Below are 15,719 nucleotides of genomic sequence, written 5' to 3'. Positions count from 1 at the left end.
CGGATACCTGCACGCCGAGTTAGCCAGCCATACGGTGACACCCTCGAACCAGTCCATGCGTTTTTGTTTAGGACTCGATAGCTTGCAACGTGGTTGCTTTTCCCGTTCTTTGCGACGGGTGATACGTGCACGCATCCGGCAATCCATCACTTGCAAGTCGTCCGGATGATAGGACTCGAACCTACATTCTCCTGATCCCAAATCAGGCGGCCTGCCAATTGGCCTACATCCAGTTGTTCCCGGTTTCAGTTCGGCACCGGGTAGCCGTTGCAACAGAGGCCGTCGTGTCGAGCGAACCGGTTTGATGCAATGTGTTGTCCTGCGCCTCTCGGCGGTGGTCACCGTCTCGCCGCTATATGCGTGACCGGGCCCAGTTCTGCTGGGTCAGAGATGATTGACCTCCTAGGGATCATTCATTCTGCATCCTTGTCGGGATTGCGTGCGCTTGCATGATTCGAACATGCGTCCCCGATAATCACGGTGTGCTCGGCCTCTACACTAAAGCGCTCCCCCAGGCTCGTGTTCCTGGGGGCTATGAAATTGTGCGGTGGTTGTGGGACTTTAGCCGGTCTTCGCCTCTAGCTCGCACAGGTCAGGATGCGACTCGCTCTCAGCTGTTCCACGCAGTAGGAATGGGTCCCACTCTCACGCGCGGGATGGGTGTCTACGTGGAGAAAACCCATCTTGATATCTACGATAGGTGCAAAACCCGGTTTTGTCTAGTCTAACTGGCTATATGTCCTGTCAGGCTGGTTGTTTCTTGTATGACTTTGAGGACTTCGGCTGGCGTGTGCCCCTCCTGTCGTGTGGCGATGTCGCATGTTGGTGCGAGTTTTCCGCGTCTTGCCCATGATTTGGCGGTGTTGTAGCTGACGGGGTAGCCGGCCTCTTTGAGTGCGTTGACGATTTGCCGTAGTGGTGCCCGCACGTGCCAGGCTTCGGTGATGCGGTTGCGGATCCGGTCCGCGGTGTCGTGTTCCCGTTTGCAGGTCTTGCACCGTCCGACCGTCGATGTCTCGTGACCCTCAATAATGCCGTCGCATCGGGTTACTGCGCCGTCTTCGGTGAAGTCCAGCGCCCCGCACTCCCCCAAAGGTCGCTTTGAGCGTGGAATGTCGGCCGCGGATATGACCGCGCGTTCCAAACTGGTCAGTTCCCAGTACAAGTCGCCTGCGTCTTCACGTTTGATCAACTGGGTGGTGACAGCGTGCAGGTACTCGGCCGCCTTGGTTGGGGTTGTGAAGATGCGCAGCTTATTGGGTTCCAGCTCTTCGTTGGCCCAGTGCCCGAGCTCCACCAGGCGCTTCACGTACTCGCCCAGGCGCTCTTCCATGTTCAGGTTTATCGGCGCCGGCGGCTCCCCGGTGCCCGATGAACCGTTACTAGGACGTACACCCAAGTTTGCCAACGTCTGCCCAGCCGTTTTCAACGTATCCGGCACTCGCAGAAGAAGCTCACGAAGCATCCGAACATGCTTCCCACACAAGTAAATGCCCGCCGGGGTTTGATACTCACAAATAATGCAGGTCAATCGATTTCCTCGCTATATCCAATTGGGTCGCTCAGCAGTTCATCTAGACGAAGCGATAATTGTTCCATCTCTATGGCAGTGAATTCGTCGGACGCGTCCCCGAGGTGCCAAGCTGCCAGAACACTGGTAATCTCCAGCGCACAGTCAGGTAAGTGATCCATGACCACCTGAGCCTCTTTGCCAAGATGCTTATACTCAAAGATCTTCGGCTTTTTGATCGAATTTGCCATAGTGTGAGCCTCGAAAAGGCCTCCGATCAAATCATCGATCTGTTTCACTACTCCAGCTAGTTCTTGATCAGAAATTCTTAGGTACGGAAAATACTGGGCCTTGCTGCGATGCCATGCTGAGAAGTCGGCGTTGCTTTCATTTGGGAACTTGTCACAGAGGCTAATTAGCGCTTGGGTGTACTTATCAAAGGCATCGATTGTCCGCATGTTTCTGTCCGATTCACGGGCTTCGTCGGCTTCATCGCGCATTTGCTTTAGCGTCTGATGAGCTTTGAATGCAGCGTAACCGGCCACAAGGGCCAGGATGACCGTCAATATCACGATGAACCAGTCGGCCACAGTTCCTAAATATTCGTAGTTGTCCGGAGCTCTGCCGATGCAGTTTATTTCTGTGTGCTTTACTGCGTTATTTGTAGGCACAGTACATGTGAATGGTTCCGCCGGTATCATTCTCTGATTCTATTTGTTTCGTCCGGTGATTAGGACTAGTTGGGTGGGGTCAAGGTCGTAGGGGTCTTGGTCGAGGTCTGTTGGTACCCAGATGCGGGTTACGTCGGGCCATTGTTCTATAGCGAGTATTTCGGTGGTGATGGATCGTCGGGTTTCTCGGCAGAACATGCTTATGGTTTTGCCTTGGTCGATGCCGGATAGGCGGCGCGCTTCAACTTTGATAGGCATGGTTACCGCGCCTTGTCCCAGTCGCAGGACAGGCCGCCTTTGTAGCCTATGGCGTATACGATGCAAGTAACCTCGCGCCCATCTTCCAGGACGATGTTCCGTTCATATAGCGATGATTGCTCGCCAGTATCGGCGTCGGTGTTTCCGCTAGCACACCCGGTGAGAGCTAATCCGATGATTGCCAGTGCTGGAATAAGTCGCTTCATTTTGGTTCCTTCATTGCTCGGTCGAACGCTTCGAGTTCTAGCTCTGTGCGTCGTCTTGCTTCTCGCTTCTGTTCTTCGACTTCACGGCGCACCTGTTTGAGCATTTGTTCTTCTTCGATGCTCTTGTCGTAGGTGTTTGATGCAAGGATGTACGCGAAGCAGGCTGGCCATATGATTCCGAGAACGACGCTGGTGCCTAGTACCCATGAGCGGTCTCGGTCGGCTTCGTGCTCACTCATTGCCATTAGCCGCACTACAGCTAATTTTGGGGTGACTGCCATCCAGCCAATGGCGAGGTAGGTGAGGATGCCGGCCCATACGATTAGCGCAATCATCACTGCCCCTCCTGTATGGTGATTGGTGCGTCGGATCCTGCGCACCCGTGGTGAAGTTCCCCTTTTGCGTCTCGCCAGCTGATGATGATCAGGCCGGGATCGGAGATGGCAGGTCCTGATTGCTGGACGATGCTTGGTATTCCTCTGACGATGAGGCGATCTCCGGGTTTGAGTTCTTTGGCGGTGATGTTCACGTGTTGTCCTTTTGGCAGTGTGCGCATTGTTGGGTTTTCCAGTAGTGCCAGCAGATGATGCAGAGCATGTCGTCGCCGGTTGCTGGTTCCCAGTCGTGTTTGGTTTTGCCGCAGCGGGCGGTGGCTGGTTCGCCTTCTAGCCAGGCTTGCGCTTGTCCACGGCAGAACCGATGGGAGAGGTTGTCTTCGCTGGTAGTGGTGTGTTCCGGGTGAGTGAGGGTGTCAACGGCAGTCATTCTCACTGCCTTTGTAATCGGGTTTACCAACTTCTACTATTGTGAAGTCGAAGTTTTCGGGCGGGTTCAGTGGGGTTGGATCTGGCGGGAGTTCCCATGTTCGTTCGCGTTCGAACGTTGCGTGTTCGTACTGGACGGGCTTGCATGCCCAGTGCACGAGCAACGCTCCGACGATGAACCCAGCGCCGAAGACCCCGAGCGCGAGGACGATTAGGCTAGTCATCGTTGCAGTCCTCGCATGCGCATGATGCCCCGTACCCCAGTGCTTCTTCTTCTGCCTCTAGGCTGGCGGTGCGGAGCATTCCTACCAGTTGAACGTGAGGCATTTCGCTGTTGCCGCACAAGAACCCGTCACGGGTGCCGTGTTCGTCCATGCCCGCGGTGGTGAGGAGTACGACTGCCCCGGTGACCATGTGCCCTTCTGGGATGATCATGGGCACTTCCAGACCGTAGATGTTGATGTTGTTGATGGTTGGTTCGCTCATGGTGTTTACTCTCCGCAGTTTTGGCAGGGTTTGAATTCGAGGTGTGTGCAGACGATGCAGTCGTCTGGTGTGGGGCCGGCGTATTCGATCCATGGTTCGTTGGTGACGTCGGTTCCGCAGAGTGCCCGGTTTGGGTTGCATCCGCAGACGGTGTGGTCTAGTCGATTTTCGTCACTGCTGCTGTCCATAGCACTCGGGTCTAGGTGGGTGGTGGTGGCGGTCATTGCTGTGCCTTCCGCGTGGTTCCGCAGTGCTGGCATTTGTACGTGCGTGACCATGCGCTTGTCCTGTACCAGGCGTGCCCGAACCACCTGCAGCGTGCGGTGGCGGTCCAGTAAGCCATGAATATGAGGACTGCTACTCCGGCGGTGAATGCGATGATCTGTGGGGTGCTCATAGCTTCACGACCCTGACGAGTGCTTCGGAGGCTTTCACTTGGTGATCGCAGTTGAGGAGGGTTTCCCCGTATTCGAGGAAGGCGCGCAATGTCCTGTACCGGCCTTCGCACATGAGGTAGGACTCGGTGTGGTGGCATTTGGGGCATTCCCAGTGCATTGAGTAGGCGGCTGGTGCGCCTGCTTGGTGTCCGTAGTGGCCTTGTGGGTGGCCTTCTCCTTCGCATGGGAGTGGGATGTCCATGTGTTCTGTGAGTTGGGTGAACACGTCGGTGTGTTGGTGGGTTTGGGTGGTCATTGTTGTTCCTGGGTGAGTTGGCGTAGTGCGGTGGGAACGATTTGGGGTACGAGTTTGGCTTGTGCTGGGGTGAGGTTGAGGCCGTCGAGGATTTGTTGGATGGCGGTGACGACGAGCTGACCCTTTTCCTGTTCAAGGCGCACACGCCGTTCTTCCACACCTGCCCTGGCCGCCATTGCTGCCCATTTCGCCAGTTGTTCTTCGGCTTGGCGTAAGGCTTGCCATTTGATGTTGATACCGGCCTCATAGGTTTTGAGGTCGGTTGGTTCGCCTTTTTCCTCGCCGTACTCGTGTTTCGTTTCACCGAAGAACAAGTCCTCTTCGTCGAGGTCTCTCACCAAGGACCGGAGCCATGCGACTTCTGCGGCTTTTTGGTTGATGAGGTTGAGGAGGTGTTCGACGGGGTGGCGGTTGATGCCGTCGGGGTCGATGCGTCCTAGGATTTCCACGGCTTCTGCTTCCATTGCTCGTCCGGTTGCTGCGTCTTGTGCTTTGGGTGATTTGCCGCCGTGTTTGCCGCAGCGGGTTCCGCCGTGGACGGGTGGTGCTTGGCAGGGTTCGCCTTGGCCGTGACGTTGTCCGCGTTTCTTTGCCCCGCAGATCAGTCGCCCTGCCGTGTTGGTTTGCCCTGGCGCGAATTGGGATTCGCCTTTGTATCGTTTGATTGCGGTGGCGAGTTGTTCGGGGTTGATCTTCGCGGTCAAGGGTTAGTCTCGGTATTCTGCGCTGATGTGGTGCAGGTTTGCCTGTGGTGGTGTGTAGCGGGCGCGCAGTGCGCGGGTTGTGTTGTTGTCCACTTCGTCTGGGGTGAAACCCTGGACGATGATGCGACCGAGTACGGCCACGTACGGCATGATCTGCTTGGCAGTGATACCGGCTTTGGCGAACTCAACGATCACTTCGAGGTACGCGTCACGCTCCTCGCCTTCAACACCGACATATGCCATACGCTTTTGGAAGTCAGTTGGTTCGGTCTGGTGGCGCCGGCTGTCGAGGGGCACGACGTTTGGGCGGAGCTTGCCGAACCGGGTTGGCATCGTTGGGCGGATGGCCGCGAGGCTGATTACTGGGTTCGGCGGGTCCTGTGGTTGGTGGTCGCCGACTTCGCCTTGATACGCCACGTCGTGCGGGTCTGGGGCGACGCGGGCGGGCCGGATGTTCGTGAAGTGATAGCGCCCCGCTTGGGATGATCCGGTGAAGATGTAGGCGCGTTCATGCGTTTCATCAGACCACCGGTCGAAACGCCCTCGCACCCACCGCCCGCCCAGGGTTTGAACTTCCACGGTCTGCCCGTGCAGGTAGTCGCCGCGCTTGGCGCTCTCAGGGTTCACCTGGATTGGCCGGATCTGGTCCGCTTTCGCCCATACCGAAGTCGCCCAATCATCAGGTAGGACCATCGCACCAGCGTGCCCAGGATAAACAGTGAGAATAGTTGCAGGGATCCACGTGTCTGCTGATTCAACTTGGCACCTGTCCCCTGCGTTGAGTTTCTTCACCGTGACCACCTGACCTTTTCTAGAATGTCCGCGATGACGGACCCTGCGTATAACCCCCATTTCTCACGGCGTGTGAGTTTGGGGATTGGTTTTGGCCCTACGACGTGTGCTGCGTGCACTGGTGTGGGGGTGTTGTTGGTGTATTCGTAGTGGAGGATTCCGGGTTTGCCGGGGATCTCGTGGAATACGACGTCGTCTGGTTCTATCTGTTTCCATTCTAACTGGTTATATATCCGATTCAAATAGCTGATTCGAGCAAGATGAAGGGCTTCTTTGTTGAGGATTTCCGCGGCCTGGTCGACTGGGTCAGTGGTCATTGTTTTGGGCCTCCGTGTTTTTTGCATCCGCAGTAGGTGGGGTGTGGGGTTCCGGGTCGGAAGTCGTTGTTGCTGATGGTGTCGTGTCCGGTGCCGCGGTATTTGTAGGGTTTGAAGGTTCCTGTGTGGCGGTGGGATTCTTGGGTGGTGAGGGCTCGTGCGTAGGTTGGTTTGTAGTTGCTGTATTCGGTGTCGGTGCTCATTTTTTGTTGTCTTTCTGGTGTTGTTGTTCGCAGTCTCTGGCGAGTGATGGGACGTAGTGGATGCGTCCGCAGGTTCGGCATTGGTGGGGTTGTTCGGCTGTGGTTAGGCTGCTAGTGGTTGCCATGACCAGATCACCTCGCCGGTTAGGTCTACACCGTAGAGGGTCCGGCCGGCGCCAGCTCTCGCGAGTTCACGTTGTTCGGTGTGGGTGATGTGGAGTATCCCGGGTTTCCACATGTTCATCCACTGGGGTTGGCCCATGAACGCGTGGTTGACTTCTTGGATGATTCTTAGCGGGCTGAGGTTCTGTTCGCACATGCTCCCCGCATACTTCACCGCCAACACGGCAGCAGCCTGCGCGACTGGTAGTGTGTGCGCGGATCCGATCCAGGTGTCTGCGTAGTAGACCTGCCATGATGGCCAGTTATATGGGTCTTTGAACACTCTGACGCGGTGGTGTTTGGTTTCCATGGTCGTTCAGTCCTCGAAGGTGTGGTGTTCGATGTTGGTGAGGATTCTGCGTGCCCAGTATGGGAACGTGACGACTGCTGCGATGGTTATGGCGCTGGTGAGGCCGAGGTAGTTGTTCATTCGGAGCCGACTGAATATTGGTTTGCCCGATCACGGAGCCATTCGGCGGTGTCGTCATACTCGGTTTCGGTTTTCAGATCCACAAGCCGACCATCTCCGACCACTCCAACCCATTCGACGGCATATTCTGCGGCTTCCCGCAGCGCTTCTGCTTTCGCTTCCCGCATGTTCTGGTCGAGTACCTGGGCGACATGAGCGCGATACTCAACGTTAGTCCGCCATGTGCGGTCGCATGAGCAAGCTGTGTCGCTCCCGGCGAAAGCTGAAACCTTGTGCGCTTCTAGGATCTCCAACGGGGTCATGGCTTGCCTCCCTTCTTGATTAGCGGTCTCATGTTTATGTTGCGGATGTAGAATCCTGCATGTGATTGGCAATCGCAGTAGCGCTCCCCGTCTACCGGAGAGTTCTTTAGGCCCCTGATTATGTCGTTTCGGACAAAGCTCTTGGCACGGTTCTTCAGGAGGTATCGGGCTTGGTGCCAGCGAGTCTTCCTAGGCATCTTCCACCTCTGGGCGTGTTGTTTCGCCTGGGTTGTGCGGTACTGTCCAGCCGAGCGTTTCGGCGAGTTGGCGGCGTGCTTCGGCGCCACCTTGCCAACGGTGGTAATCCGTTTGGTCATCAGTGCCCCGTGTGTTCTTCAGCGCGGTGATGTACTCCGGACGCTGGTTGATGAACGATTCCACACTGTTCACCAACTCCAAATTTTGGTTTGGTTTTGAGGTCGCTATGGTGTCAGCGGGGACAGCGAGGAGGTCATTCAGCTGGTCTCGCAGGCTTTCTGCCGTCTTCTTCGAGATCTGCAAAAGTGAAGATTGGAAATTGTTGTGATGGAGCTTGATCATGATTGAACCGTGCTGCGGGAAATCACGCTCGGCGGCCTTGTAAGCAAAGATCGTCTGATCCTTGCTTACCTGCGAGTCCGGGTTTAGCGGGGTGCTAGTCATTTGTGTAGTCCTCCCATGCGTTCTGAAAATCTTCGTAGTAGGCAAGAGCGTCCGAGGTTTCGCGAATGGTGCCACCGTTGGTCGTAGCGTTCAAGTCTTCGATACGTTCCATTGCCCGGTCGAGTGCATCCTCGACGATCCGGTCAATCCTCTGCTGAAAACCACTCATTCCCCTGCCTCCTTCGCCAGTTCACGTGCCTTGCGTGCCACAGCGAGCCACTCACGCTTATCGCCGTCTGGAAATACGGCCACTTCATTCCATGAGGTGTACTTGGTGGTTCCGGTCCACGCGTTGAACAGTTCCAACGCCTCAGCCTCCAACTCTTCGCGATCCTTAGCTTCGGCGACGGCCTTGGCCTGGGCTTGGATACCTTGGCACAGGTGGTGCATGGCGTACGCGAAGTGATACTCGGGCGTTCCCGAATGAAACTTCACCATGTCTTCTTCGATCCCCGCCGCCTCCAGGATTGCGAGGGCAAGCGCAGGGGCATCAGATGGGGCGATAGCGATCCCGGTGGAAGTGATAGCGCGATCGCTCCGCCTAATAAGCAAATCAACCTGCGAGTTGTCACCGTACCCAACTACGTTGAGTTCATTTGCGGACAGTAGGCCCTTGAAAGATTTAGTGGTCATTTGTTTTCTCCCAGTAGTTCTTGTACTTGCTTTGTGGTCAGAACCTGATCTGCTACGAGAACGTCACCAAGTTCGATCAGGGCTAGATGCAAACGGGCGAAAATGGATATTTCGCCAGGATGGTCGATGTAGTCGCTCGCGTCGATAACGCCTCGCTTGGAATCTTGACCAAAGAGTGCACGTGCATCAGTTGATGAATACACGGTCATTCCTCCGCGTTTCCTGATGCTGACCGTCCACGCTTCGTCCGGATAGTTGTGATGCTGGATCTTTTCGAACGGCGATGGGGTTTGAAAACCTAGCCAGAGTCCCATCACATTTCTCCGTTCGTAGTGGTGCGTGCCGTACGGTCGGCGTAGGCGATCGCCTCGGCGAATGAATCGAACTCTTTGTCGAACCACGGATCCTGTCGTTCTGCTACCCACAAGTCCTTCATTTTGATTCGGTCGTAGTACCGCCAAACGAACACGCGGTTTTGGTGGCATTCATGGCTCGTCTGGTGGACTATTCGTTTACTGCGATCCACGCCGTCTGACCATGTGCCGTCAGCGAGCCGATGCGGTGGGCGCTGCCTGAAATGTTCCGGGCAGAGCGGGTTAGGCTCATACATCGAGCCAGGCTCTACCGCTCCATAGTGGGTGGTGCAGTCTTCGAATGGCAGTGGATAGCAGATGCACTCACCCACGGTCGCCTTCCAATCCCTTGTCGGCCAGTACGCGGGTTTCGCAGGGATAAAGTGAATCCCGGTAATCTAGCCCCTCGTTGTAAGTGCGCATGTCATCGATGTCTGAGCAGTGAACGCACACCTTGAACTCGTGTATCTCGCCGCCGTCAGCAGCTTCGAGCGCGTCCGATTTGTACTCATACGAAACTTCGGGGTAGCTCACGGCAGACCAGCGAGACTCCGGCCTGTGCAGTTCTTGGATCGCTTCTAACGCTTGCTTCATGACGGGGATCTTGTGAAGTCCGTTCTCACTCATTGGGTTCCTCCTGCGATGATCTTGCCGAGTTGGGTGCCGAAGTCGCCCCAGATGCTCGGCTTTGGGTTATCTCGCTCGTACTGGGTTAGTTCGTACCCGTTATCGTGGGTGCGAAGTTCACCAGGGTTTGGCTCCCCGTTCCAGTCCTCGTACAGCATGCCTTCGTCACCATCGCCAGCATCGATGTCCCAGGTCGTTCCACAACGTGCGCAGTACCAACTGTCGCCGTCGTGCTCGACCTCGGTGCTGCAAGCTGAACAATCCGGATAATTGATGGAAAGCTTTGGAGCAGTCTCATAGCGAACAACCGGGTCACTCATTCGGCTCACCGTCCAGGGCGCGGAGGATGCGCCATGCAGCATCGTCACGTCGGGTCAGGAAGTCGCCAGAATGATCCCGCATAGACTCAGCCACCGCCCTCACCCGTGCTATCTGCGCCTCAGCCTCGATAGCTCGGGCAGCAAAGATTCCTTTGTTTCGTTTCTCCAACGCAACTACCGCCTTTGCGCGCTCCACCGTCATCTCGGCCTGTTCAAGTTGGGTGAGGAGCGCGAGGACAGCGCCTGGATTGGCCGCCTGAATGTATTCATTCCACACGGGCACATACTCAGCAACCGAATCCGTGTCCAAGTCGCACAACGCCTGAGCCTTGGCGCGCAGCGCCTTCAGGTCTAGTTCCTGGGTCATTGGTTTTCCTTTTCGTTTGCAATGCGGATGACTCGGCCTAGCGTGTAGGCGAGGAATGCGGAGAGGGCGAGCCACCCAGTGAAGAACATGAAGATGGTCATGCTGCGTCTCCTGTGGGTGCGTGCTGGTTGCCGATGCCCCGGTATTCGCGGACATGTTCCGGGGTGGCCCATCCTTCGGTAATGAGGATCGGGATGATGGCGTTGAGGTTGGCGTGTACTGCTTCGCGGATCCTGTGCTTTTCGGTGGGTGGTGTTTCGTCCCATGATTGCATGTATGGGTGGTTGCCGGTGGCGTGTAGCCGGTTGACCTCGCGACTGGCGATGGTTTCCACGAGTTCCGTGGTGATGTGCTGGTTCATGAGGTCACCCGCTCACGTTGGCAACCACACCGGTAGAACTGGTAGTTGCGGCTGGTCTTGTCCCCATGGGTCGGACACACATCGGACTTGCTGTGTTCCCGTGCTGCGCGGCGTTTCGCTGCGCGTTGGGTGCCTGGTCGCTTGCTCATTTGTTTGACTCCTGCTTGGTGGGGTTAGGCCCAGCGGTCTAAATCCCACATGGATAAGTGGATTGGTGTTGGTGGGGCCGGGTCGATGGTGCCTTTCGCGTCAGCTTTTGCTTTCGCTGCTTGGGCTGTGGCTTGTGCTTCCCAGTCGGTGTGGTTCATGCGGTAGTCCCGGTGGTGTGTGGGGCGTGCGCCGGCGTTCCAGAGGTTGCGGGCGTGGTGGTTGCAGAACATCAGCAACGACACTCCCCCGAGGATCCGGTACGCGAACACATGCAACGCTTGTGCCCCGCACTGGTCGCAACGATCCAACAGGGTCAGGGTTTCGGGGATGGCGAATTCGATATCCACATCCAATTCCACATGCGTGTCACGAATGGGTTTCACTGCGAGGTCAGACGGTTTCATTTGGTTTTCCTCAATTCGGTGAGCTCCGACAGGAGCGTATTGATTTCGGATTGCTGCCTGCGGACCGTGCCCGTCAGGCTGATGATGATCTCCGCTGCCTCATCGTGTGTGAGTTGCGGGTACTCCCACCCCTTCGCCCGGTGTTCCAGGTGGGTTAGGTGGTGCTCGGTGAGGATTGGGTTAGCGGTCATGGCGTCCACGCCCTGCAGGGTGATTCTGTTTGCACCGTTCGATGGCTTCCATGTGCCGGCGGTGCGCTCGACCGAGGGTGTTTCCGGCGAAGAACATGGCACCAGTGGCGATGCAAATAATCGCGGTGATGATGATCCCGAACATGTGTGATGCCCCTTTCCGGGGGTTCCCCGCCAACCCTGACCGGTCGCGGTTTCGACTGCTTACGCACAAGCATAAGCCAGTTCAACTGGATACACAACCACTCATATTGGATATTTCAGACAAAAATATTTCCCTCGAAGACTAGAATCCTCGCCCCCGGGGCGCGGTCATCAGCGAACCGCTTACGCGAACGATGCTCCACAATCTGCGAATCATCCAGATACACCGACGCACTCGTCAACGCATCACACACCGCCCGCAACAACTTGTCCCCATCAGGTTTCGTCACCGGCACCAGCGGCGCCCAATCCTTGAGCAAGCCAGCATTCCGGCCCGTACCGTAATGACCTTTCGGGCGCGGGAGGAAGAACGTCACATCAACACACACAGGCCCGTCAAACCGCGGAATCTCCGCCTCAACCTTGGCAACCATGGCAGCGACTTTCACTTCTTCGCGCCACTCCTTCAGCCTGTCGCCGGCCGACTCGACCAGGCTCACCGAGGTTTTCCCGGTGGCTTTGTTGGTGCGGGCAAAAGCCTTCTTGGTACCCTGGGGTGTCGGGGTGCCATGAACGTCGAATGAGAGCTCCCGCGCACCCGGGGTACTGTGCGTCGATTTGCGGGCCTCAAATTGGGCGGGGTGGGCACTTACCGCCACCGCAGGGTGTTCGTCGTTTCTAGCCACTGTTTTGTCGCTCCTGTGAGGTGTCCAGTTGTATTGGTCGATGGTGGATTGCAAGTTGGTGATTGGTGGTGGTGTTTCGCTCTAATTTAGTGTGGTTACCTCACTAGTTTGTGGTTGACCCCGTAGGGGTTGGGTTGTTTCGCCATCCTGGGTGGGGTGGGTTTCGTTTGTGTTGGTGGAGTTTTTTGCCGTGGAGGTGTGGGGGTCGGTCTCCGAGTTGGATGTCGATGGTGCAGGGGCCGCAGGTGTTGGCTGGGTGTCCGGTGTGGTCGGGGCATTCTGGGCCGGTGGGGATTTGGTTTCGGGTGGTTTCGGGCCAGTGTTTGCCGGGGAGCATGATGGGTGCTGGGGTTTTGCAGGTGGGGTCTTTGGCTTTGGTGATGGCTGCGATGGTGAGGTCGGCGAATGATGGGATGGTTCGGTTTTTGCTGAGGAGGGTGATGATGCTGTTGATGGTCCAGTCGGGGCGGATGTTGTTGAGGATGTGGGCGAGCATGGTTGCTTGGCGTTCGTTGAGTTCTGGCATTGGTTTTGTTTTTCCTTTGGGGAGGGTTGGGGCAGCCAGGCGTTTGGGTGTGGGGTTGTTTGGGCTTTCCGGTTTGGGCTTGTTCTGCTTTGAAACGCGCCCGCGTTACTTACGTAACGATTGGCTGGTGCTAGGTGAATGGTGAGTGGTGTTAGGTGTTAAGGTGTGGGCGATGTGTAAACCGATGCCCTAGTTTTTGAAATGTTGGGGTAAACCGATGGGTTTGTGGATGCCTTTTCGATGGGCAAAGGGATGGGTAAACCGATGCCCTAACCGATGGCCTACCGGATGCCTAAAACGGGGGTTCCTCGATGGGTAAACCGATGGGCGAGTCAGGGACACTGACACGCTCCAGCTGGTCTTCCCCGGCGTGGTTTTCCCATGGGTCTACGGATCGCATTTGCAGGTGCTCCCCCAGGTACTCCCATGACTTCCAATCGGGGTTTTCCTTGTGCAGCCGTCGCAGTTCGTGAACGATCACGCCTTTGAGGTCTCGTGATCCGACGTCTTTGAACGCGTTGGCTACGGCGCCGCCCATGTTTTTTTGTTTGAGCAGGCCGTCGTTGCGGATGAAGGATCGGATTAGGACTTCTTCGGTGTCGTCGTCGACGATGATGTATTTCTTGGCGCGGAGTATTTCTGCTGCGTCGGTGACTTCGCCGAGGGTGAGTCCGTGGGCCATGGGGACTATGCGTTTTGGTCGCCAGTCCATGGTTCCGCAGTAGGTGAGTTTTCCGTGGGTTGCGAGGTGGATGTAGACCCATTGTTCTGTGAGGGTGAGGTCTAGGAAGTTGTCGTCTACCCAGATGTCCGTTTGGATCTGGGCGAAGTTGCGGGCCACGGTTATCGTTCGCCTTTCATGAATGTGATCCAGTGAGTGTTCATCGCCTTGCCAGACATGTGCCCGATTAGTGGTTTCTGATCAGTGAGCGCCAGGATCTCCCGGACCTTGATCTGTGTTTCGTTCCATTTGAAGATCAGAATTCCTTCCGTCTTCAACACACGGAAGCACTCTGAGAATCCTGCTCGCAGGTCGTCGCGCCAGGTTTCCTTGTTGAGGCGTCCGTACTTGGCTGCGAGCCACGATTTCGGTCCGGCGTTCTCCAGGTGTGGCGGGTCGAATACAACTACACGGAATGATTCATCGGGGAACGGCAGGTCTCGAAAATCCGTGTAGGCATCCGGGCTGATGTTCAGCGCCCGACCGTCACACAGTACATGTTCTTCAGTACGGATGTCCCCGAATAGGACCCGGTCATCCTGCTGGTCAAAATAGAACATTCGAGATCCTGACGCAGGATCTAGCACGATCTTTTGAGTGCCACTGTTTCGAATTGGAACGTCCATCTTTGTTCTTCCTATCCGTGCGGGTTCGTGATGTGGTCGTGCATTCGTTTGACGTGGTGTGCGTCTTGCAGTGCGTTGTGTTGTCCGGCAGGTTGGGCTGGGAGCCGGGTTGTTCCGGTCCAATTCACGAGTGCTCGTACATCGTTGGTGAACTGCGGGATCGGTGCTGGAACGTCGATCATGCGCCCCCATAGTTGCGATAGGCATAGGTGGTCGTAGGCTGCGAACCAGGCCCAGAGTTCGGGCTTCGTGGCGCCGGCGGTGAGGAATGCGTAGACCTCGTCGCGGATCTGGTGTCGTGGCTTCCATGTGGTGGAGTTGGGCAGTTGGGTGAAGATGTTTTTCATGAGCCAGACGTTCCGGCTGATGGTCCACATGTCCATGTCTTTGTTGACGGCGTAGTATTCGCGGCCGTCTTCGGCGACGATGCCGATGCTGATCAGGTCTACGGTGCGCCCGTTGTCGTGGAATTCAGTGTCATAGAAGTACTTCACTTGATTACCTCCTCACTTCGCAGCCAATCGATGATGTCCTCAGTGTTCGCCGGTCGGTCGAATCGGTGGTCCACTCCGACGTTCAGCATTGGGGTTTCGAAACCGCGACTCAGCTTCTGGTCCCACTCGTCATGCACGTGTCCGTGTACCAGTGGGATGCCATAGTCAGCAAGACGGTATTGGGAGTACCGTTCATCGCGATCGCCGTGATCACCGTTGTAGATGTACGGGTAGTGGCTGAGCATGAAGTCCTGGCCCATCACCTTATGCCGCGCGAAGTCCTGCACGCTGGCGAACACCTTCAGGAACTTCCCCTGGCGTTTCCATGCGTTGCGATGGATGCTGGATACCGAGTCATGGTTCCCGGCGATGAGGTGCTTGATGCCCGGCATGTGGCCGATGAAGTCGAGTGCGTAGTCCTCGTTGCGGCCGCCGCTAATGTCACCAAGGATCCAGATGTGATCCTTTGGCTTGACGTTTTCCATCCAGACTTCCTGGATGTGGTGGTCGTGCCACGTTGAAGCACCATACGACTTCGGATCCGGCTGGTCTGCGCAGAACTTCATCGCAGGGCCGTCCTTGAATTCGCGCAGCTTCGCTACGAATTCATGCCCGAGGTGGAGGTCTGACCAGTAGTGGATGCGGCTCATTTTCTTCTCCTTGCCCAGGGTGGGGTGCTGGTTGGGTATTTCATGTTGGTGTTCATCTGCCGTCGGGTGGTGGTTTCTGTTTTGGTTTCTGTGGCGAATGCTTGGGCTAGTTTTCCCAGGTCTTCGGCGGTTAACCCGATGATTCTCAGTTGGTCAGCGATTCGGCGGACCTGGGTTCTCAATACGTCGTCTGGGGTGACTTCGACGCCGGTGGTGGTGACGTAGTCGGTAAGGTCTACAGCGTCGGCGAGCTCTGCGGTTGTTGGTGGTTCCGGAGCCTTTCCGACCGGGATGAAATAGATGCGGGTCACTTCCGTTCCCTTCTT

The 15,719-nt window shown here is 56.4% G+C and carries 31 protein-coding genes and 1 tRNA gene; 1 reads left to right on the top strand and 31 read right to left on the bottom strand.

The window, feature by feature from the left end:
- Window positions 1-160: 160 nt before the first annotated feature.
- The 24 genes from H6F58_RS06975 to H6F58_RS06870 all read right to left on the bottom strand — a co-directional run bounded on the left by H6F58_RS06975 (window position 161) and on the right by H6F58_RS06870 (window position 11,546).
- Window positions 161-233: transfer RNA gene (locus H6F58_RS06975), tRNA-Pro, on the bottom strand.
- A gap of 491 nt (window positions 234-724) precedes the next feature.
- Window positions 725-1,399 (bottom strand): hypothetical protein, encoded by a 675-nt coding sequence (locus H6F58_RS06970; protein ID WP_195181446.1) that lies wholly within the window; start codon window positions 1,397-1,399, stop codon window positions 725-727.
- A gap of 128 nt (window positions 1,400-1,527) precedes the next feature.
- Window positions 1,528-2,100: a hypothetical protein gene (locus H6F58_RS06965; RefSeq protein ID WP_195181445.1), complete on the bottom strand. Its 573-nt coding sequence runs from the start codon at window positions 2,098-2,100 to the stop codon at window positions 1,528-1,530.
- A gap of 341 nt (window positions 2,101-2,441) precedes the next feature.
- Window positions 2,442-2,645: a hypothetical protein gene (locus tag H6F58_RS06960; RefSeq protein ID WP_195181444.1), complete on the bottom strand. Its 204-nt coding sequence runs from the start codon at window positions 2,643-2,645 to the stop codon at window positions 2,442-2,444.
- Window positions 2,642-2,980: a hypothetical protein gene (locus tag H6F58_RS06955; RefSeq protein WP_195181443.1), complete on the bottom strand. Its 339-nt coding sequence runs from the start codon at window positions 2,978-2,980 to the stop codon at window positions 2,642-2,644. The genes H6F58_RS06960 and H6F58_RS06955 overlap by 4 nt, the downstream gene beginning before the upstream one ends.
- Window positions 2,980-3,174, bottom strand: coding sequence for a hypothetical protein (locus H6F58_RS06950; protein ID WP_195181442.1), 195 nt, complete (start codon window positions 3,172-3,174; stop codon window positions 2,980-2,982). Before H6F58_RS06950 ends, H6F58_RS06955 begins: the two co-directional genes overlap by 1 nt.
- The gene (locus tag H6F58_RS06945; protein WP_195181441.1) at window positions 3,171-3,410 is read right to left on the bottom strand and encodes a hypothetical protein; all 240 of its coding nucleotides are present in this window, start codon (window positions 3,408-3,410) and stop codon (window positions 3,171-3,173) included. Before H6F58_RS06945 ends, H6F58_RS06950 begins: the two co-directional genes overlap by 4 nt.
- 215 nt (window positions 3,411-3,625) lie before the next feature.
- Entirely contained in the window at window positions 3,626-3,895 is a 270-nt protein-coding gene (locus H6F58_RS06940) for a hypothetical protein (protein ID WP_195181440.1), read from the bottom strand.
- 689 nt (window positions 3,896-4,584) lie between these two features.
- Window positions 4,585-5,292 (bottom strand): hypothetical protein, encoded by a 708-nt coding sequence (locus H6F58_RS06935; RefSeq protein WP_195181439.1) that lies wholly within the window; start codon window positions 5,290-5,292, stop codon window positions 4,585-4,587.
- A gap of 3 nt (window positions 5,293-5,295) precedes the next feature.
- The gene (locus H6F58_RS06930; RefSeq protein WP_195181438.1) at window positions 5,296-5,985 is read right to left on the bottom strand and encodes a hypothetical protein; all 690 of its coding nucleotides are present in this window, start codon (window positions 5,983-5,985) and stop codon (window positions 5,296-5,298) included.
- 412 nt (window positions 5,986-6,397) lie between these two features.
- Window positions 6,398-6,604, bottom strand: coding sequence for a hypothetical protein (locus H6F58_RS17955; RefSeq protein WP_206693523.1), 207 nt, complete (start codon window positions 6,602-6,604; stop codon window positions 6,398-6,400).
- Between the two features lie 103 nt (window positions 6,605-6,707).
- The gene (locus tag H6F58_RS06925) at window positions 6,708-7,076 is read right to left on the bottom strand and encodes a hypothetical protein (RefSeq protein ID WP_195181437.1); all 369 of its coding nucleotides are present in this window, start codon (window positions 7,074-7,076) and stop codon (window positions 6,708-6,710) included.
- A 116-nt stretch (window positions 7,077-7,192) separates the two neighbouring features.
- Window positions 7,193-7,498: a hypothetical protein gene (locus tag H6F58_RS06920; RefSeq protein WP_195181436.1), complete on the bottom strand. Its 306-nt coding sequence runs from the start codon at window positions 7,496-7,498 to the stop codon at window positions 7,193-7,195.
- A 189-nt stretch (window positions 7,499-7,687) separates the two neighbouring features.
- Window positions 7,688-8,140 carry a hypothetical protein gene (locus tag H6F58_RS06915; RefSeq protein ID WP_195181435.1) on the bottom strand — a complete coding sequence of 151 codons (453 nt, stop codon included), beginning with the start codon at window positions 8,138-8,140 and terminating at the stop codon, window positions 7,688-7,690.
- On the bottom strand, window positions 8,133-8,309 hold the full coding sequence (locus tag H6F58_RS06910; RefSeq protein WP_195181434.1) for a hypothetical protein: 177 nt from the start codon (window positions 8,307-8,309) through the stop codon (window positions 8,133-8,135). The genes H6F58_RS06915 and H6F58_RS06910 overlap by 8 nt, the downstream gene beginning before the upstream one ends.
- A complete protein-coding gene (locus H6F58_RS06905; protein WP_195181433.1) occupies window positions 8,306-8,773 on the bottom strand; it encodes a hypothetical protein in 468 nt (155 codons plus the stop codon). The genes H6F58_RS06910 and H6F58_RS06905 overlap by 4 nt, the downstream gene beginning before the upstream one ends.
- A complete protein-coding gene (locus H6F58_RS06900) occupies window positions 8,770-9,087 on the bottom strand; it encodes a hypothetical protein (RefSeq protein ID WP_195181432.1) in 318 nt (105 codons plus the stop codon). Before H6F58_RS06900 ends, H6F58_RS06905 begins: the two co-directional genes overlap by 4 nt.
- Window positions 9,087-9,383 carry a hypothetical protein gene (locus H6F58_RS17950; RefSeq protein ID WP_206693522.1) on the bottom strand — a complete coding sequence of 99 codons (297 nt, stop codon included), beginning with the start codon at window positions 9,381-9,383 and terminating at the stop codon, window positions 9,087-9,089. Before H6F58_RS17950 ends, H6F58_RS06900 begins: the two co-directional genes overlap by 1 nt.
- Window positions 9,384-9,450: 67 nt before the next feature.
- On the bottom strand, window positions 9,451-9,753 hold the full coding sequence (locus tag H6F58_RS06895; protein WP_195181431.1) for a hypothetical protein: 303 nt from the start codon (window positions 9,751-9,753) through the stop codon (window positions 9,451-9,453).
- The gene (locus H6F58_RS06890) at window positions 9,750-10,073 is read right to left on the bottom strand and encodes a hypothetical protein (RefSeq protein ID WP_195181430.1); all 324 of its coding nucleotides are present in this window, start codon (window positions 10,071-10,073) and stop codon (window positions 9,750-9,752) included. Before H6F58_RS06890 ends, H6F58_RS06895 begins: the two co-directional genes overlap by 4 nt.
- Window positions 10,066-10,440 carry a hypothetical protein gene (locus H6F58_RS06885; protein ID WP_195181429.1) on the bottom strand — a complete coding sequence of 125 codons (375 nt, stop codon included), beginning with the start codon at window positions 10,438-10,440 and terminating at the stop codon, window positions 10,066-10,068. The genes H6F58_RS06890 and H6F58_RS06885 overlap by 8 nt, the downstream gene beginning before the upstream one ends.
- A 97-nt stretch (window positions 10,441-10,537) precedes the next feature.
- On the bottom strand, window positions 10,538-10,801 hold the full coding sequence (locus tag H6F58_RS06880) for a hypothetical protein (protein ID WP_195181428.1): 264 nt from the start codon (window positions 10,799-10,801) through the stop codon (window positions 10,538-10,540).
- A gap of 173 nt (window positions 10,802-10,974) precedes the next feature.
- The gene (locus tag H6F58_RS06875) at window positions 10,975-11,355 is read right to left on the bottom strand and encodes a hypothetical protein (RefSeq protein WP_195181427.1); all 381 of its coding nucleotides are present in this window, start codon (window positions 11,353-11,355) and stop codon (window positions 10,975-10,977) included.
- A complete protein-coding gene (locus tag H6F58_RS06870; protein WP_195181426.1) occupies window positions 11,352-11,546 on the bottom strand; it encodes a hypothetical protein in 195 nt (64 codons plus the stop codon). The genes H6F58_RS06875 and H6F58_RS06870 overlap by 4 nt, the downstream gene beginning before the upstream one ends.
- On the opposite strand from H6F58_RS06870, the gene H6F58_RS06865 reads away from it, so the two are divergent.
- Complete coding sequence (locus H6F58_RS06865) at window positions 11,545-11,697, top strand: hypothetical protein (protein WP_195181425.1); 153 nt, start codon at window positions 11,545-11,547, stop codon at window positions 11,695-11,697. The genes H6F58_RS06870 and H6F58_RS06865 overlap by 2 nt on opposite strands.
- A gap of 109 nt (window positions 11,698-11,806) precedes the next feature.
- Here H6F58_RS06865 and H6F58_RS06860 read toward each other — a convergent pair whose 3' ends face one another.
- The 7 genes from H6F58_RS06860 to H6F58_RS06830 form a co-directional block, all read right to left on the bottom strand.
- Entirely contained in the window at window positions 11,807-12,430 is a 624-nt protein-coding gene (locus H6F58_RS06860) for a RusA family crossover junction endodeoxyribonuclease (protein WP_206693521.1), read from the bottom strand.
- Window positions 12,431-12,479: 49 nt separating this feature from the next.
- Window positions 12,480-12,902 carry a hypothetical protein gene (locus tag H6F58_RS06855; RefSeq protein WP_195181423.1) on the bottom strand — a complete coding sequence of 141 codons (423 nt, stop codon included), beginning with the start codon at window positions 12,900-12,902 and terminating at the stop codon, window positions 12,480-12,482.
- A gap of 292 nt (window positions 12,903-13,194) precedes the next feature.
- Window positions 13,195-13,743, bottom strand: a complete 549-nt coding sequence (locus tag H6F58_RS06850; RefSeq protein ID WP_195181422.1) for a hypothetical protein — start codon at window positions 13,741-13,743, stop codon at window positions 13,195-13,197.
- Window positions 13,744-13,745: 2 nt separating this feature from the next.
- Entirely contained in the window at window positions 13,746-14,249 is a 504-nt protein-coding gene (locus H6F58_RS06845) for a class I SAM-dependent methyltransferase (RefSeq protein WP_195181421.1), read from the bottom strand.
- Between the two features lie 11 nt (window positions 14,250-14,260).
- A complete protein-coding gene (locus H6F58_RS06840; protein ID WP_195181420.1) occupies window positions 14,261-14,743 on the bottom strand; it encodes a 3'-5' exoribonuclease in 483 nt (160 codons plus the stop codon).
- Complete coding sequence (locus H6F58_RS06835) at window positions 14,740-15,393, bottom strand: phosphoprotein phosphatase (protein ID WP_195181419.1); 654 nt, start codon at window positions 15,391-15,393, stop codon at window positions 14,740-14,742. The genes H6F58_RS06840 and H6F58_RS06835 overlap by 4 nt, the downstream gene beginning before the upstream one ends.
- Window positions 15,390-15,704 carry a hypothetical protein gene (locus H6F58_RS06830; protein WP_195181418.1) on the bottom strand — a complete coding sequence of 105 codons (315 nt, stop codon included), beginning with the start codon at window positions 15,702-15,704 and terminating at the stop codon, window positions 15,390-15,392. The genes H6F58_RS06835 and H6F58_RS06830 overlap by 4 nt, the downstream gene beginning before the upstream one ends.
- Between the last annotated feature and the right edge of the window lie 15 nt (window positions 15,705-15,719).

Source organism: Glutamicibacter sp. FBE19 (assembly GCF_015524875.1).
Classification (GTDB): Bacteria; Actinomycetota; Actinomycetes; order Actinomycetales; family Micrococcaceae; genus Glutamicibacter; species Glutamicibacter halophytocola.
Note: the sequence above shows the minus strand (reverse complement) of the source record. Positions and strands in the feature narration are given on the sequence as shown.

What these genes read in the sequence shown, in the direction of transcription:
- H6F58_RS06890 (WP_195181430.1), bottom strand. Translation starts at nt 10,073, where the DNA reads ATGAGTGACCCGGTTGTTCGCTATGAGACTGCTCCAAAGCTTTCCATC.
- H6F58_RS06955 (WP_195181443.1), bottom strand. Translation starts at nt 2,980, where the DNA reads ATGATTGCGCTAATCGTATGGGCCGGCATCCTCACCTACCTCGCCATT.
- H6F58_RS06900 (WP_195181432.1), bottom strand. Translation starts at nt 9,087, where the DNA reads ATGGGACTCTGGCTAGGTTTTCAAACCCCATCGCCGTTCGAAAAGATC.
- H6F58_RS06885 (WP_195181429.1), bottom strand. Translation starts at nt 10,440, where the DNA reads ATGACCCAGGAACTAGACCTGAAGGCGCTGCGCGCCAAGGCTCAGGCG.
- H6F58_RS06915 (WP_195181435.1), bottom strand. Translation starts at nt 8,140, where the DNA reads ATGACTAGCACCCCGCTAAACCCGGACTCGCAGGTAAGCAAGGATCAG.
- H6F58_RS06845 (WP_195181421.1), bottom strand. Translation starts at nt 14,249, where the DNA reads ATGGACGTTCCAATTCGAAACAGTGGCACTCAAAAGATCGTGCTAGAT.
- H6F58_RS17955 (WP_206693523.1), bottom strand. Translation starts at nt 6,604, where the DNA reads ATGAGCACCGACACCGAATACAGCAACTACAAACCAACCTACGCACGA.
- H6F58_RS06870 (WP_195181426.1), bottom strand. Translation starts at nt 11,546, where the DNA reads ATGACCGCTAACCCAATCCTCACCGAGCACCACCTAACCCACCTGGAA.
- H6F58_RS06880 (WP_195181428.1), bottom strand. Translation starts at nt 10,801, where the DNA reads ATGAACCAGCACATCACCACGGAACTCGTGGAAACCATCGCCAGTCGC.
- H6F58_RS06865 (WP_195181425.1), top strand. Translation starts at nt 11,545, where the DNA reads ATGGCGTCCACGCCCTGCAGGGTGATTCTGTTTGCACCGTTCGATGGC.
- H6F58_RS06875 (WP_195181427.1), bottom strand. Translation starts at nt 11,355, where the DNA reads ATGAAACCGTCTGACCTCGCAGTGAAACCCATTCGTGACACGCATGTG.
- H6F58_RS06925 (WP_195181437.1), bottom strand. Translation starts at nt 7,076, where the DNA reads ATGGAAACCAAACACCACCGCGTCAGAGTGTTCAAAGACCCATATAAC.
- H6F58_RS06855 (WP_195181423.1), bottom strand. Translation starts at nt 12,902, where the DNA reads ATGCCAGAACTCAACGAACGCCAAGCAACCATGCTCGCCCACATCCTC.
- H6F58_RS06895 (WP_195181431.1), bottom strand. Translation starts at nt 9,753, where the DNA reads ATGAGTGAGAACGGACTTCACAAGATCCCCGTCATGAAGCAAGCGTTA.
- H6F58_RS06960 (WP_195181444.1), bottom strand. Translation starts at nt 2,645, where the DNA reads ATGAAGCGACTTATTCCAGCACTGGCAATCATCGGATTAGCTCTCACC.
- H6F58_RS06930 (WP_195181438.1), bottom strand. Translation starts at nt 5,985, where the DNA reads ATGGTCCTACCTGATGATTGGGCGACTTCGGTATGGGCGAAAGCGGAC.
- H6F58_RS06910 (WP_195181434.1), bottom strand. Translation starts at nt 8,309, where the DNA reads ATGAGTGGTTTTCAGCAGAGGATTGACCGGATCGTCGAGGATGCACTC.
- H6F58_RS06905 (WP_195181433.1), bottom strand. Translation starts at nt 8,773, where the DNA reads ATGACCACTAAATCTTTCAAGGGCCTACTGTCCGCAAATGAACTCAAC.
- H6F58_RS06835 (WP_195181419.1), bottom strand. Translation starts at nt 15,393, where the DNA reads ATGAGCCGCATCCACTACTGGTCAGACCTCCACCTCGGGCATGAATTC.
- H6F58_RS17950 (WP_206693522.1), bottom strand. Translation starts at nt 9,383, where the DNA reads ATGTATGAGCCTAACCCGCTCTGCCCGGAACATTTCAGGCAGCGCCCA.
- H6F58_RS06945 (WP_195181441.1), bottom strand. Translation starts at nt 3,410, where the DNA reads ATGACTGCCGTTGACACCCTCACTCACCCGGAACACACCACTACCAGC.
- H6F58_RS06940 (WP_195181440.1), bottom strand. Translation starts at nt 3,895, where the DNA reads ATGAGCGAACCAACCATCAACAACATCAACATCTACGGTCTGGAAGTG.
- H6F58_RS06920 (WP_195181436.1), bottom strand. Translation starts at nt 7,498, where the DNA reads ATGACCCCGTTGGAGATCCTAGAAGCGCACAAGGTTTCAGCTTTCGCC.